The organism is Streptomyces sp. ITFR-6 (assembly GCF_031844725.1).
In the GTDB taxonomy this organism is placed as follows: Bacteria; Actinomycetota; Actinomycetes; order Streptomycetales; family Streptomycetaceae; genus Streptomyces.
This window is the reverse complement of record NZ_CP134612.1, coordinates 3,961,583-3,975,965: the sequence shown is the minus strand read 5'-3', so window position 1 is coordinate 3,975,965 and position 14,383 is coordinate 3,961,583. Positions and strand designations below refer to the sequence as shown.

Annotated in this window: 11 protein-coding genes; 6 read left to right on the top strand and 5 right to left on the bottom strand. The window is 72.2% G+C overall.

Going from position 1 to position 14,383, the window contains the following annotated elements; all coding sequences use genetic code 11:
- Positions 1 to 44: 44 nt before the first annotated feature.
- From RLT59_RS17980 to RLT59_RS17965, 4 genes are read left to right on the top strand one after another with little or no spacing between them, the layout of a single operon-like run.
- Positions 45 to 785: a response regulator transcription factor gene (locus tag RLT59_RS17980; RefSeq protein ID WP_311304338.1), complete on the top strand. Its 741-nt coding sequence runs from the start codon at positions 45 to 47 to the stop codon at positions 783 to 785.
- Positions 778 to 2,421, top strand: a complete 1,644-nt coding sequence (locus tag RLT59_RS17975; RefSeq protein ID WP_311304337.1) for a HAMP domain-containing sensor histidine kinase — start codon at positions 778 to 780, stop codon at positions 2,419 to 2,421. The genes RLT59_RS17980 and RLT59_RS17975 overlap by 8 nt, the downstream gene beginning before the upstream one ends.
- 26 nt (positions 2,422 to 2,447) lie before the next feature.
- Positions 2,448 to 3,806, top strand: a complete 1,359-nt coding sequence (locus RLT59_RS17970) for a bifunctional glycosyltransferase family 2/GtrA family protein (RefSeq protein ID WP_311304336.1) — start codon at positions 2,448 to 2,450, stop codon at positions 3,804 to 3,806.
- Complete coding sequence (locus RLT59_RS17965) at positions 3,803 to 5,965, top strand: glycosyltransferase family 39 protein (RefSeq protein ID WP_311304335.1); 2,163 nt, start codon at positions 3,803 to 3,805, stop codon at positions 5,963 to 5,965. Before RLT59_RS17970 ends, RLT59_RS17965 begins: the two co-directional genes overlap by 4 nt.
- A gap of 3 nt (positions 5,966 to 5,968) precedes the next feature.
- On the opposite strand, the gene RLT59_RS17960 is transcribed toward RLT59_RS17965, so the two are convergent.
- Positions 5,969 to 6,832 (bottom strand): endonuclease/exonuclease/phosphatase family protein, encoded by an 864-nt coding sequence (locus tag RLT59_RS17960; RefSeq protein WP_311304334.1) that lies wholly within the window; start codon positions 6,830 to 6,832, stop codon positions 5,969 to 5,971.
- 155 nt (positions 6,833 to 6,987) lie between these two features.
- On the opposite strand from RLT59_RS17960, the gene RLT59_RS17955 reads away from it, so the two are divergent.
- Positions 6,988 to 8,511 (top strand): MFS transporter, encoded by a 1,524-nt coding sequence (locus tag RLT59_RS17955; RefSeq protein WP_311304333.1) that lies wholly within the window; start codon positions 6,988 to 6,990, stop codon positions 8,509 to 8,511.
- Between the two features lie 122 nt (positions 8,512 to 8,633).
- Positions 8,634 to 9,425, top strand: a complete 792-nt coding sequence (locus tag RLT59_RS17950; protein WP_311304332.1) for a TetR/AcrR family transcriptional regulator — start codon at positions 8,634 to 8,636, stop codon at positions 9,423 to 9,425.
- Here the strand turns inward: RLT59_RS17950 and RLT59_RS17945 are convergent.
- The 4 genes from RLT59_RS17945 to RLT59_RS17930 form a co-directional block, all read right to left on the bottom strand.
- Entirely contained in the window at positions 9,419 to 10,351 is a 933-nt protein-coding gene (locus RLT59_RS17945) for an NAD(P)-dependent oxidoreductase (RefSeq protein WP_311304331.1), read from the bottom strand. The two genes, RLT59_RS17950 and RLT59_RS17945, sit on opposite strands and share 7 nt — an antisense overlap.
- 4 nt (positions 10,352 to 10,355) lie before the next feature.
- On the bottom strand, positions 10,356 to 10,826 hold the full coding sequence (locus tag RLT59_RS17940; protein WP_311304330.1) for a PPOX class F420-dependent oxidoreductase: 471 nt from the start codon (positions 10,824 to 10,826) through the stop codon (positions 10,356 to 10,358).
- Between the two features lie 26 nt (positions 10,827 to 10,852).
- On the bottom strand, positions 10,853 to 11,671 hold the full coding sequence (locus RLT59_RS17935; RefSeq protein WP_311304329.1) for a YceI family protein: 819 nt from the start codon (positions 11,669 to 11,671) through the stop codon (positions 10,853 to 10,855).
- Positions 11,672 to 11,859: 188 nt separating this feature from the next.
- Positions 11,860 to 14,379: an MFS transporter gene (locus RLT59_RS17930; protein ID WP_311304328.1), complete on the bottom strand. Its 2,520-nt coding sequence runs from the start codon at positions 14,377 to 14,379 to the stop codon at positions 11,860 to 11,862.
- Positions 14,380 to 14,383: the final 4 nt, after the last annotated feature.

Here is a 14,383-nt window from a genome sequence, read left to right as displayed (position 1 = left end):
AATCGGAAAAGAACTCTCTCAGGGGCGTCTCACAGGGTGGGGCCATGACGACGACGACCTCGCCCCAGGGGCGTACCGAACTGCTCAGGCCGGACCACAGCCCCGTCCGGGTCCTGGTCGTGGACGACGAGGCGCCGCTCGCCGAGCTGCTCTCCATGGCGTTGCGCTACGAGGGCTGGGAGGTGCGCAGCGCCGGGGACGGTGCCGGTGCCGTGCGTACCGCCCGTGACTTCCGGCCCGACGCGGTGGTCCTCGATGTGATGCTGCCCGACACGGACGGGCTCTCCGTCCTCGGCAGGCTGCGCCGGGAGCTCTCGGACGTACCGGTGCTGTTCCTGACCGCGCGGGATTCCGTGGAGGACCGGATCGCCGGGCTCACTGCGGGCGGCGACGACTACGTCACGAAGCCGTTCAGCCTGGAGGAGGTCGTGGCCCGGCTGCGCGGGCTGATCCGGCGCTCCGGTACGGCGGCGGTGCGCAGCGAGTCGACGCTCGCCGTCGGGGACCTGCTGCTGGACGAGGACAGCCATGAGGTGAGCCGGGGCGGTGCCAACATCCACCTCACGGCCACCGAGTTCGAGCTGCTGCGCTTCCTGATGCGCAATCCGCGCCGGGTGCTGAGCAAGGCGCAGATCCTGGACCGGGTCTGGAACTACGACTTCGGCGGCCAGGCCAATGTCGTCGAGCTGTACATCTCCTATCTGCGGAAGAAGATCGACGCGGGCCGGACGCCGATGATCCACACCCGGCGCGGGGCGGGGTATCTCATCAAGCCCGGTGAGTAGCCGTACGGGCCGGCCGTGGACGCTGCGGACCCGTCTCGTCGTCTCCGCGGTGTCGCTGATCGCGGTCGTCGCGGCGGTCATCGGCTCGGTCACCGCCATCGCCTTCCACAGCTACATGTACGGGAAGCTCGACGACCAGCTGCGCGATATCGCGGTCCGGGCCGAGCACCTGCCGGGGGCGCCGGTTCCGGGCGGGCTCAAGAACAAGCAGCCGCTGGGCTTCATAGGGGGCGGGGGCCAGCCGCTCAGGACGTTCGGCGCCGTCCTCACGGACGGGGCCGTCACCTCCTCGCTGGTCGTGCAGGCGGGCCGGCCGGAGGCGCAGCCGGGCAACGAGCCGCTGACCGGCGCCCAGAGGCATGTCCTGGAGTCGGGCGGGATCCGCGCGGACCGGCACGCGCACGATGTCGAGCTGCCCGGACTCGGCGGCTACCGGGCGGAGGCCGTCCCCATGAGCGACGGCACGACCGTCCTCGTCGGCATCCCCACCGCAGAGGTGAGCAAGGCGCTCAGCACCCTGATCCTCGTCGAGGTCTGCGTGACCGCGGCCGGGCTGATCGCCGCCGGGATCGCGGGCGCCGCCATGGTCACGGTCGCCCTGCGCCCGCTGCGCCGGGTGGCCGCCACCGCGACCCGGGTCTCCGAGATACCGCTGCACAGCGGCGAGGTCGCCCTGTTCGAGCGGGTCCCGGGGGCGGAGGCCGATCCGCGTACCGAGGTCGGGCAGGTCGGCGCGGCCCTCAACCGGATGCTGGGCCATGTCGGTTCGGCCCTGGACGCGCGGCAGAAGAGCGAGATGCGGGTCCGCCAGTTCGTCGCGGACGCCAGCCACGAGCTGCGCACCCCGCTCGCCTCGATCCGCGGGTACGCCGAACTGACCCGGCGCGGCCGGGAGGACTCCGGCCCCGACACCCGGCACGCGCTGGGCCGGATCGAGTCGGAGGCGGAACGCATGACGGGCATGGTGGAGGATCTGCTGCTGCTCGCCCGGCTGGACGCCGGACGGCCGCTCAGTTACGAGAGCACCGATCTGTCACCGCTCGTCATAGACGCGGTGAGCGATGCCCGGGTAGCGGGGCCCTCCGGCTCCCCCGACTGCCAGGACGCGTCGGGGCCCACCTGCCCGGAGCCCACGCACCGGCCCACGCACCGGCCCACCCACCACTGGCGCCTCGATCTGCCGGAGGCACCGGCCACCGTGCGGGCCGATCCGACCAGGATCCAGCAGGTGCTGGTCAACCTGCTGGCCAACGCCCGTACGCACACCCCGCCCGGGACCACGGTCACCGCCCGGGTGCGCGCCGGGGCCGGGAGCCCGTGGGTCACGCTGGAGGTCCAGGACAACGGGCCCGGGATCCCGGCGGGGTTGCTGCCGCACGTCTTCGAACGGTTCGCGCGCGGGGACGCCTCGCGCTCCCGGAACGCCGGCTCGACGGGGCTCGGCCTCGCCATCGTGCGGGCCGTGGTCGCCGCGCACGACGGTGTCGTCGAGGTGCGTTCGGTGCCGGGCGACACGGTGTTCGCCGTCCACCTGCCGGCGGACCCGTCGGACCCGGCGGACCCGGTCGTCTCGGGGCCCGCGGACGGGGTCCCGCCCCACTCACAGCCCGACCACAGGCTCAGCACACAGGTTTGACAGGGCGGTTGGCGAGTGTCGGTGTCATGCGAACCGACACTCCCTGGAGCGCCCTGCCGGCCCGGGACCACCTCCTGGCGGGCGAGGTTGATGCGGCTGGCGCCCCCGTCCTCGATGTGGTGGTACCCGTCTACAACGAGGAGAAGGACCTCGAACCGTGCGTGCTGCGGCTGCACGACCATCTCGTGCGCACCTTCCCGTACGCCTTCCGGATCACCGTCGCGGACAACGCGAGCACCGACCGGACGCCGGAGGTGGCGCGGCGGCTCGCGCGGACGCTTCCCGGGGTGCGGTCGTACCGGCTGGAGGAGAAGGGGCGGGGGCGGGCCCTGCGGACCGTCTGGTCGCACTCCGACGCGCCGGTCCTCGCCTACATGGACGTGGACCTATCCACCGACCTGAACGCGCTGCTCCCGCTGGTCGCCCCGCTGATCTCCGGCCACTCGGACCTGGCCATCGGCTCGCGTCTCGCCCGCAGTTCGCGGGTGGTGCGGGGGACGAAGCGGGAGTTCATCTCGCGGGCGTACAACATCATCCTGCGCTCGTCGCTCGCCGCCCGGTTCAGCGACGCGCAGTGCGGGTTCAAGGCGATCCGCCGCGAGGTCGCGCAGCGGCTGCTGCCGATGGTCGAGGACACCGGCTGGTTCTTCGACACCGAGCTGCTGGTGCTCGCGGAGCGGGCCGGGCTGCGCATCCACGAGGTGCCGGTCGACTGGGTGGACGACCCCGACTCGACCGTGCACATCGTGCGGACGGCGACCGAGGACCTGAAGGGCGTCTGGCGCGTGGGGCGGGCGCTGGCCGTCGGCGCGCTGCCGCTGGACCGGCTGGCCCGGCCCTTCGGCGACGACCCGCGCGACCGGGGGATCGGCGGGGTGCCGCGCGGACTGGCCCGGCAGCTGGTCGGGTTCTGTGTGGTGGGGGCCCTCTCGACCCTCTTCTACCTGGCCCTGTACTCGCTGTTCCGGCTGGGCGTCGGGCCGCAGTTGGCCAACGGCGGCGCGCTGCTGGTCTCCGCCGTCGCCAATACGTCGGCCAACCGGAGGCTCACCTTCGGCGTACGCGGCCGGGGCGGGGCCGTACGCCACCAGGCGCAGGGGCTCGTGGTCTTCGCCATCGGTCTCGCCCTGACCAGCGGCTCGCTGGCCGCCCTGGGCGCGGCCTCCGGATCGCCGTCCCACTCCACCGAACTCGCCGTGCTGATCGCGGCCAATCTCGCGGCGACCGTCCTGCGCTTCCTGCTCTTCCGCGCCTGGGTCTTCCCGGACCGCGACCGGAGCGGTGACCGGGGCAGTGACCGGGGCGATGACCGGAGCGGTGATGCGACCCGCCCGTCCGCCGGTCCCGACGGCGCCACCCACCACGAACTGAGGAACGCCCGATGACCACGCTCGACCACCTCCCGGCCCCGCCCCAGAGCGCGGCGGGCCACCCACGCCCCGGCCTCTCGCTGGTGCGCCGCGCCTGGCGGGGCAGGCCGGAGGACCCCAGCTGGGCGCGGCCGGCCTTCCTCTGCGTACTGCTGGCCATCACGGCGGCCTACCTGTGGAACCTCAGCGCCTCCGGCTACGCCAACTCCTTCTACTCCGCCGCAGCGCAGGCCGGCAGCCAGAGCTGGAAGGCCTTCTTCTTCGGCTCGCTGGACTCGGCCAACGCCATCACCGTCGACAAACCCCCGGCGACCCTGTGGCCGATGGCCCTGTCGGTGCGGGTGTTCGGCCTCAGCTCGTGGGCGATCCTGTTCCCGCAGGTGCTGATGGGCGTCGCGACGGCCGGGGTGCTGTACGCCTCCGTACGGCGCCGCTTCAGCGCCGCCGCCGGGCTGATCACCATGGCGGTGTTCGCGCTGACGCCCGTCGCCGCGCTGATGTTCCGCTTCAACAACCCGGACGCGCTGCTCGCGCTGCTCATGACCGTGACCGTCTACTGCGTGCTGCGCGCGATGGAGGACGGCCGCACCAGGTGGCTGGTGTGGGCGGGTGTCGCGGTCGGTCTGGCGTTCCTGTCCAAGACGCTCCAGGCGTTCCTGATCCTGCCGCCGCTGGCGGTGCTGTACGCGGTGTTCGCACCGGTCTCCGTCCGCAGGAGGTTCGGCCAGCTGGGGCTCTCGGCGCTGTCGATGCTGGTCGCGGGCGGCTGGTGGGTGGCGATCGTCGAGCTGTGGCCCGCCTCCTCGCGCCCGTACATCGGCGGCTCGCAGAACAACTCGTTCCTTGAACTGACCTTCGGCTACAACGGGCTCGGCCGGATCAACGGCGACGAGACCGGCAGCGTCGGCGGCGGGGGCGGTCCCGGTGGCGGCGCGGGCGGTCAGTGGGGCGAGACCGGGACCGGCCGGATGTTCAACTCCGAGATCGGCAGCCAGATCTCCTGGCTGCTGCCCGCCGCGCTGATCCTGCTGGTCGCGGGCGTATGGCTGACCCGGCGGGCGAAGAGGACGGACCCGGTCCGGGCAGCCTTCCTCGCCTGGGGCAGCTCGCTGCTGATGACGGCGGGCGTGTTCAGCTTCATGGCCGGGATCTTCCACCAGTACTACACGGTGGCCCTGGTCCCCTACATCGCGGCGCTGATCGGCATGGGCGTCTCGGTCCTGTGGGAGGAGCGGTCCCGCTGGTGGGCGGGGGCCACGCTCGCGCTGACGGTGGCGGTGACGGCGTGGTGGGCGTACGTGCTGCTGGGGCGGACCCCGGACTACCTGCCGTGGCTGCGCACGGCGGTCCTGGCCGCCGGGCTGCTGGGCGCGGTGGGCCTGCTGCTCGCGGCCCGGCTGGGGCGTCAGCTGGCGCTCGTCTCCGTGGGGCTCGGGTTCGCCGCCTCGCTGGCCGGGCCGGTCGCGTACACCCTGAACACGCTGAACACCGGGCACCAGGGCTCGATCGTGACGGCCGGCCCGTCCGCCGGCGGGAGGGGCGGATTCGGCGGTGGCGGCCGGGGCGGACCGGGCGGCGGTCCGGGTGGCGGCATGCGGCCCCCCACCGGCAACCAGCAGGGCGCGGGTACGGGCGCGGGCCCAGGCACGGGCACGGGCGCGGGAATGCCGGCCACGGGCGGCGGTCAGCGGCCCGGCGGTATGCCCGGCATGCCCGGCGCGGGGGAGCGATTCCGCGGAGCCGGAGGCCGTGGCGGTGGCGGCGGCATGGGCGGGCTGCTCAACGGCGCGTCCGTCGACGCGACGGCCAAGAAGCTGCTGACGGCGGACGCCGACGACTACACCTGGAGTGCCGCGGCCATCGGCTCGCAGAACGCCGCCAGCTACCAGCTCGCCACCGGTGACCCGGTGATGGCGATCGGCGGCTTCAACGGCAGCGACCCGTCCCCGACGCTCTCCCAGTTCAAGAAGTACGTCGAGGACGGCCGCGTCCACTACTTCATCTCCAGTGGCGAGGGCGGCGAAGGCGGCGGCATGGGCGGAATGGGCGGCAGCAGCGGTACCTCGTCGAAGATCTCCGCCTGGGTGGAGGCCAACTTCAAGAAGGTCACGGCGGGCAGCGCCACGTTCTACGACCTGACCCGGCCGAAGACGGAGGCGGAGACGAGCGGCTGAGGCTCAGCGCCGCAGCAGCAGGTCCGCGACGACGGGGCGGTGGTCGGAGGCGAGGGTCTCCGCCACCGCCGCGCCGCGTACCCGCACGGTGTCCCTGGACACCGCCACGTAGTCGATCCGCTGCACCGGGTCCTCGGCCGGGAAGGTCGGGGCGCCCGGTTCGACGTCCGTCAGCTCCTCCCACAGCGGGGCCAGCTCCGGAGCCGCCGGGGCCGCGTTGAAGTCGCCCAGCAGGATCTGCCGCACCGGACCCCGCTCCTCCTTCCGGTCCTCGGCCATGATCCGGCGGGTGTCGGCCACCTGGGCGATCCGTACGGACGGGTCGCCGCGGTAGTCGAGGTGCGTCGCGTAGACGTGCACGGGCAGCCCCTTCACCCGCAGCACCACCTCACCGAAGCCGGGTCCGGGGGCCGGTACGGGGTCCGGGTCCTGGGTGGAGAGCCGGGTGATGTCGTGGTTCTCGGCGCCGACGACGCGGTACCGGGACAGCACCGCGACGCCGAACTCGCGGCGCGGCGCCCCGGGCGTCGCCGGGTCGAGGCTGTAGATCGGGGCGAACGACACCCGCATGGCGAGCCGACGGCCCAGCTCGCCCGCCAGGTCCCGCCACTCGCTGCGGGCGTCCCAGTGGACGTCGACCTCCTGGAGGCCGATGACGTCCGCGTGCAACGAGCGGAGCTCGGCCACCTGCCGGTCGAGATCGAATACGTTGTCCATGCCCGCACCCGCGTGGATGTTGTACGTGGCGACACGCAGGGGCACAGAGCGCTGCCGATCGTGCCCGGAGGCCGTCGCCGGGGGCGCCAGCGCCGCCCCCAACAGGCCTGCGGCAACCAGGACTTCCACCGTACGACGACGCAGTGACATACCACTCCAGCCCTTGTCGGATCAGCGATCGGCACCGTACCGCGGGAAAGTCGGTTGTAGGCCGCGAAAGGGTAGCTATGCGGTGTACAACCGCTTCCCTGTACACCGTACAGGGACCTGATCGAACGCCCCTGACCGAATCCCTGGGAGTCCGAATGACGGCGTCCGCCGCCGAGCAGAACCACCTCGCGCAGACGAGCCATCCGCAGCGCTGGCTGATCCTCGGAGTCATCTGCCTCGCCCAGCTCACCGTCGTGCTCGACAACACCGTCCTCAACATCGCGATCCCCTCGCTCACCCGTGAACTGGACGCCTCCACCGCCGATGTGCAGTGGATGATCAACGCCTACTCGCTCGTCCAGTCGGGTCTGCTGCTGACCGCAGGGAGTTCGGCCGACCGCTACGGCCGCAAGAAGATGCTGATCGCCGGGCTGGCCCTCTTCGGCATCGGCTCACTGGTGGCCGGGCTCGCCCAGACCTCCGCACAACTGATCGCCGCACGGGCCGGGATGGGCATCGGCGGCGCACTCCTGATGACGACCACGCTGGCCGTCGTCGTCCAGATCTTCGACGACACCGAGCGGGTGAAGGCGATCGGCGTCTGGTCCACCGTCGGCTCGCTCGGATTCGCGGTCGGCCCGCTGATCGGCGGGATCATGCTCGACCACTTCTGGTGGGGCGCGATCTTCCTGGTCAACATCCCGGTCGCGGTGCTCGGGCTGGTGGCCGTGGCGCGGCTGGTGCCGGAGTCCAGGAGCGGGACCGGGGACCGCCCCGACCTGCTCGGCGCGCTGCTCTCCACCATCGGCATGGCCGCGGTCGTCTACGCGATCATCTCCGGACCTGGGCACGGCTGGACCTCCGGCCAGGTGCTGCTGACCGCGTTCACCGGGGTCGCCGTCCTCACCGGATTCGTGCTGTGGGAGCTGCACATCCCGTATCCGATGCTGGACATGCACTTCTTCCGGAACCAGCGGTTCGTCGGCGCGGTCGCGGGCGCGATCCTGGTCGCGTTCGGGATGGGCGGCTCGCTGTTCCTGCTCACCCAGCAGCTCCAGTTCGTCCTCGGCTACGGGCCGCTGGAGGCCGGTCTGCGGACGGCTCCGCTGGCGGTGAGCGTCATCGTGCTCAACCTCGCGGGACTGGGCGCCCGGCTGCTGCCCAGGCTCGGCACGCCCGTCACCATCGCCTCCGGAATGGGGCTGCTCGCCGCCGGGCTGGCCTCGATCGCGCTGCTCGGCGGCAGCGGTTACGGCGGCATGCTGCTCGGCCTGGTCGTGATGGGCGCGGGCATCTCGCTCGCCGCGCCCGCCATGGCCAACGCGATCATGAGCGCGATCCCGCCGGAGAAGGCGGGCGTCGGCGCCGGGGTCAACGGCACCCTCGCCGAATGCGGCAACGGCCTCGGGGTCGCGGTCCTCGGCGCGGTGCTGAACTCCCGGTTCTCCGCGCTCGTCCCGACGGCCGTCGGCGCCGCCTCGCTGCCCGCCGCCCTGGCCGCCGCGAGCGGCGCGGGGGAGCGGCAGCGCATCACGGACGCCTTCGCCTCGGGCCTTGAGGCGAGTCAGCTGACCGGTGCGGTGGCGGTGCTGGTGGGCGGACTGCTGGCCGCGGTGCTGCTGCGCCGTGCGGAGCGGGGAGAATCGGCGCAGGCTGATACCGCCGCGGCGGCGGCATAGCATCAGGTGGGACGTACCGGACCGTACTGCTCCGGTTTTTGGGCACGGGGTAAGTAGGCACGGGGTAGGTGAGCCCGGAGTACGAATCCGGTTCGTCCCGCCGGTGAGACGAGGAGTGCGCCATGGTGTCCGCGGCCGACCGCGCGAAGGACTTTGCCCGGACGAGTGTGTGGCTGAACCACCGGCCACCGTCGCGCGCCCGGAAATCGGACCAGCCCGCAGGGCTCGACCGCGACCGGATCACCGCCGCCACGGTCCGGCTGCTGGATGCCGAGGGGCTCGCGAAGTTCTCCATGCGACGGCTCGCCGCCGAGCTGAACGTCACCGCGATGTCCCTCTACTGGTACGTCGACACCAAGGACGACCTGCTGGAACTGGCCCTCGACTCGGTCTACAGCGAGTTCGACTCCCCGCAGCAGGAAGGGCCCTGGGAGACGCGGCTGCGCGCGCTGGCGAGCGCGTACCGGGAACTGCTCGTCCGGCACGTCTGGGTCACCCCGCTCGTGGGCAAGTTCCTCAACACGGGCCCGCACGCGATGCTCATGGCGTACGCGATCCAGGACGTGATCCGGGCGACCGGCCTCCCGCCCCGGCGGCAGACCGGTGCGCTCTCCGCGGTCTTCCAGTTCGTGTACGGATTCAGTACCGTCGAGGGCCAGTTCGCCCAGCGCAGTGCGGAGGCGGGGCTGACCCAGGACGAGTACTTCCAGCAGGCGATGTCGGCCATCCAGGAGCAGCCGCAGCTGGGGCCGCTGGTGGCGGACTCGCAGGACCTCATCGCGGCCCGGGGCGCGGAGACCGTGCACGAGATGCACGAGCGGGACTTCGCGTTCGCGCTCGACCTGCTGATCGCGGGGATCGACGCGATGCGTGAGCGGGAACGGTCCCCGGACGCCGAACGCCCCCGTCAGTAGCCGCGTGCCGGGTCCACGGCGAGTGCCGGGACGCGCCCCGCCGCGAGGTCGCGCAGACAGGACGTGAAGTCCGTGACCACGTCCTCGTCCGCCGTGATGCCCGCCGAGTGCGAGGTGACGACCGTACGGGGCAGCCGCCAGCAGGGGTCGTCCGGCGCGGCGGGCTCCTGCGCCAGTACGTCGAGCACCGCCCGCCCCACCGTCCCCGCGTGCAACGCGGTCTCCAGCGCCGCCAGGTCCACCGTCGCGCCCCGCCCCACGTTGATGAACGAGGCGCCGCCCATCGCCGCGAACCGGTCCGCCCCGAAGTAGCCCTCCGTCGCCCCGGTCAGCGGAAGCGCGGCGACCACCCAGCGGGCGTCCACCGGCTCGTCCGGCCCGGCCACCGCGTCGAAGCCGGGCGGCAGCTCGCGCGGGGTGCGCGCCACACCCACCGTCCGGATGCCACAGGCCCGCAGCAGCCCGGCGACTGCCGAGCCGATCCGGCCGGTCCCGTGGATCAACGCGGTCTGCCCGGCCACGAGTTCGGAGGGGATACGGCGCCACTCGGCCCGCCCGTGCAGCGCGGCGAACTCCGGTACGGACTGGCACTCGGCCAGCACCCAGGCCAGCACGTACTGCGCGATCCGCTCGCCCATCCGGCCCACCGTCCGGGTGAGCAGCGCCCCCGGCGGCCACGGCCCGGCGTCCAGCAGGGCGTCGGTGCCGGCGTTGACGCCGTGGAACCAGAGCAGCCCGTCCCCGCGCAGGGCCTCGGGCAGCGTGGCCCCCACATACACGCAGGGGCCGCCGCCGATGCCCGCGGTGCGCTCCACAGGACGCCCGGCGGCCCGCGCCAGGGCGTCCACCGCGGCGTCGGACACCTCGGGCCCGGCCAGCAGCCGGGCACGGGCCAGCTCGCCGGGCCGGGGCGGAGGAACGGTCACGGGATCAGGCCTCCGGGGCGAGATGCGCGGGGAAGCCGCCCGTGGCGACCGGGCTCCACCGCTCGGGGGTGATCCGGATGATGGACTTGCCCTGCTTGACCATCGCCGCCCGGTACTCGTCCCAGTCGGAGTGCTCGCCGGAGATGTTGCGGAAGTACTCGACGAGCGGCTCGACCGAATCCGGTGAGTCGATCACCTCGGCCGAGCCGTCGATCTGTACCCAGGGCCCGTTCCACTCGTCGGACAGCACGATGACGCTGACCCGCTCGTCCCGCTTGGCGTTGCGGGTCTTGGCGCGTTCGGGGTACGTGGAGACGACGATCCGGCCCGCGTCGTCGACGCCACAGGTGAGCGGGGAGCCCTGGGGACGGCCGTCGGACCGGGTGGTCAGCAGGATCGCCCGGTGCCGGGGCCGTACGAAGGCCAGCAGTTCGTCGAGTTCCACGGCGGTGTTGGTCGCGATGTTGGATGCCATGGAACAGACCCTACGACCGAGGGGGGTCAGGCGGCCGGAACGGAATCGCCCTGCACGGCCTGGATGTCGAGCTCCACCCGCAGCGTCGTGCCGATCGCGGAGATGCCCGCCTGGACCACCTGGTTGTAGTTCATGGCGAAGTCCTCGCGGCGCAGCTCGGCCGTCGCCCGGAACGCCGCGCGGACGCCGCCCCACGGGTCGGGGCCGGTGCCGAGGTAGCTCAGGTCGAGGTCGATGGGGCGCGCGACCCCGTGCAGCGAGAGCTCGCCGTGCACGGTCCACCGGTCGGGTCCGGCGGGGGTCAGCCCGCTGGAGCGGTAGGTGATCTCCGGGAACCGGTCCGTGTCGAGGAAGTCCGGGGACCGCAGGTGCTTGTCCCGCATGCCGTTGCCGGTGTCGATGCTGGTCGCGCTGATGACCGCGTCCACCCGGGAGCGCTGCACGTCCTCCGCGATCTCGATCCGGCCGCCGCACTCGGTGAACCGGCCGTGCACGCTGGAGATGCCCAGGTGCTGGGCGACCGCGCCCACGGAGGAGTGCGCCGGGTCCAGCGACCAGATGCCGGGCGGCGGCAGCTCCACCCCGCCCTGGCGGGCCAGTACCACCGTGCCGGCCTCGACCCGGCCGCTCGCCGTGACGAGGGCGGTCGAGGCGGCGGGGGCGTACCCGACCGCCGTCACGATGACCGTGTACGCGCCCGCGGACAGTGGTTCCTCGGCCCGCACGGCCCCGTCCTCGTCGGCGGCGGCCCGCAGCACCTGCGTACCGGTCATGTCGGTGACCGTCACGACCGCGTGCTGGACGGCCCAGCCGTCCCGCGTCCGTACCTGTGCGCGAAGTCCCATCCCGTTTTCTCTCCTTGCCCGTTGCTCAATGGCCCATCCGCTTTGACCGAACGGGTCACTTCATGAGTCGGGCCCCGGGGCGGGGACGGCAGGCCGTCCCCTGCCTGCCGTCCCCGCCTCCGGGGCCCATTTCCACCCGGCCCGGACAGCCTCTCCGCTGGAAGCGCCGTCCTGCCGGGGGTCTTGACCTACTCGCCCGGGTGGGCGAGCTCGATGTCGTGGCCGTCGACCCCGTGACCGGCCACGGTCAGGGCGCCCGCCACCGGCGGGTAGCCGGTCGCGATGACCGAGTACTCGCCCGCGTCCAGGTCGGTGAAGGCGTACGCCCCGTCCTCCCCGGTCGTCGAGTTGGCGACCACGTTGCCCGCCGCGTCGATCAGCGTGACGCGGGCGTCCGGCAGCGGCCGAAGAGCCGAACCGGCCCGCACGACGCCCTGGACCAGCGCACCGGCCCGCAGTGCGGCGTCGACCCGGGTGACACCCTGGCCGCCGACCTCCACGGGCAGCGCCATCGGGCGGAACCCGGCCGCGTTCACCGCGACGGTCACCGAACCGGGGACCAGCTCACCGAAGGTGAACTCGCCGGCCTCACCGGACTTGCCGGTGGCCAGCACGTCGCCGCGGACATCGGTCACGATGATCATGGCGCCCTCGACCGGCGTGCCGCCCTCGGCGGCCCGCACGGTTCCGGCCAGCCCGCTCGTACCGGCGAGCAGGATGTCGTACGAGAGCGGCTCCTCGCCGACGACCACGGTGGACGCCTGCGGCTGGAAGCCGTCGGCGGACGCGATCAACACGTACGAGCCGGCGCCCGGGGCGTCCAGACCGTAGGAGCCGTCGGCCTGTGCGGCCGAGATGCCCAGCTGCCGGCCGCCCAGCGAGATCAGCGTGACGGCGGCGTGCCCGACGGGCGCGCCCTCGGCGCCGCGCACCACACCGCCTACTGCGGTGCCCTGCACGGTCGCAGCCGGAGCGGCCTGGAGGGTGTGGACCGAGGTGACCCCGGCCGTTCCCTCGGAGACCAGAGCGGCGGAGCCCGACGGGGCGCCGGCGAGGACCGCCGCGTCGACCGGAGCCGCTGCCTGTGCCGGGGCCGCCTCGACCGGCGTCGCCTCGGCCTCGGCCGGGGCGTCGTTCGTCGCGTTCGTCCGCAGCGCGACCTCCTTGATGAAGATCGTGATCAGGAAGGCGAGCAGTGCGGCCGGAGCCGCGTAGAGGAAGACGTCACCGACACCGTGTCCGTAGGCGGCCTCGACGACCGTACGGAGCGGCGCGGGGAGCGTGTCCAGGTTGGGGATGCCCCCACCGCCGGTGCCCATGGACGCGCCCTGGGGGCCGAGGTCGGTGAGGCCGTCCTTGATGTAGTGGGTGACGCGGTTCGCCAGCACGGCGCCCAGTGCCGAGACACCGATGGCACCACCGAGTGAGCGGAAGAAGGTGACGACGGAGCTGGCGGAGCCGAGGTCCGAGGGGTCCACCTGGTTCTGCGTGGCGAGCACGAGGTTCTGCATCATCATGCCGATGCCGAGGCCCACCACGAACATGTAGATCGCGATGTGCCAGTACGCGGTGTCGTACCGGATGGTGCCGAGCAGGCCGAGTCCGGCCGTGACCAGGAAGCCACCGCTGACCAGCCAGGCCTTCCAGCGGCCCGTCTTGGTGATGATCTGGCCCGAGACGGTCGAGGAGAGGAACAGACCCGCGATCATCGGGATCGTCATCACGCCGGACATCGTCGGCGACTTGCCGCGCGCCAGCTGGAAGTACTGGCTGAAGAAGACCGTGCCGGCGAACATCGCGACACCGACGAACAGCGAGGCGAGCGAGGCCAGCGTGATGGTGCGGTTGCGGAACAGCCGCAGCGGGATGATCGGCTCGCTGGCCCGCGACTCGGTGAGCACGAACAGCAGCCCGAGCACCACGGAGCCGGCCAGCATCACGCCGGTCTGCCAGGACATCCAGTCGTACTTGTCACCCGCGAAGGTGACCCAGAGGAGCAGCAGGGAGACGGCGGCGCTGATGAAGAAGGCGCCGGTCCAGTCGACCTTGGCCTCGCGCTTGTCGACCGGAAGCTTCAGGGTCTTCTGGAGCACGATGAGGGCGATGACCGCGAACGGCACGCCGACGTAGAAGCACCAGCGCCAGCCCATCCAGCTGGTGTCGGTGATGACACCGCCGAGCAGCGGACCACCGACGGTGGCGACGGCGAAGACCGCGCCGAGGTAGCCGCTGTAGCGACCGCGCTCGCGCGGGGCGATCATCGCGGCCATCACGATCTGGGCGAGGGCGGAGAGACCACCGACGCCTATGCCCTGCACGACACGGCAGGCGATCAGCATGCCGCTGCTGGTCGACAGACCGGCGACCACCGAGCCGAGGACGTAGATGATCAGCGCTATCTGGACCAGCAGCTTCTTGCTGAACAGGTCGGAGAGCTTGCCCCACAGGGGGGTGGTCGCCGTCATGGCCAGCAGCGAGGCCGTGACGACCCAGGTGTACGAGCTCTGGCTGCCGCCGAGGTCGGAGATGATCTCCGGCAGGGCGTTGGAGACGACGGTGGACGACAGAATCGCGACGAACATGCCGAGCAGCAGCCCGGTGAGCGCTTCCATGATCTGCCGGTGTGTCATCGGCGTGCCGTCGGAGGAATCGTTCCCTCCGCGCTTGGCGTGGCCGCCCCGCACACCGGTTGGTGTGGTCGTAGCCATTTAA

Coding starts and splice junctions, on each gene's coding strand:
- RLT59_RS17965 (WP_311304335.1), top strand. CDS start 3,803: ATGACCACGCTCGACCACCTCCCGGCCCCGCCCCAGAGCGCGGCGGGC.
- RLT59_RS17950 (WP_311304332.1), top strand. CDS start 8,634: ATGGTGTCCGCGGCCGACCGCGCGAAGGACTTTGCCCGGACGAGTGTG.
- RLT59_RS17970 (WP_311304336.1), top strand. CDS start 2,448: ATGCGAACCGACACTCCCTGGAGCGCCCTGCCGGCCCGGGACCACCTC.
- RLT59_RS17935 (WP_311304329.1), bottom strand. CDS start 11,671: ATGGGACTTCGCGCACAGGTACGGACGCGGGACGGCTGGGCCGTCCAG.
- RLT59_RS17960 (WP_311304334.1), bottom strand. CDS start 6,832: ATGTCACTGCGTCGTCGTACGGTGGAAGTCCTGGTTGCCGCAGGCCTG.
- RLT59_RS17955 (WP_311304333.1), top strand. CDS start 6,988: ATGACGGCGTCCGCCGCCGAGCAGAACCACCTCGCGCAGACGAGCCAT.
- RLT59_RS17940 (WP_311304330.1), bottom strand. CDS start 10,826: ATGGCATCCAACATCGCGACCAACACCGCCGTGGAACTCGACGAACTG.
- RLT59_RS17980 (WP_311304338.1), top strand. CDS start 45: ATGACGACGACGACCTCGCCCCAGGGGCGTACCGAACTGCTCAGGCCG.
- RLT59_RS17930 (WP_311304328.1), bottom strand. CDS start 14,379: ATGGCTACGACCACACCAACCGGTGTGCGGGGCGGCCACGCCAAGCGC.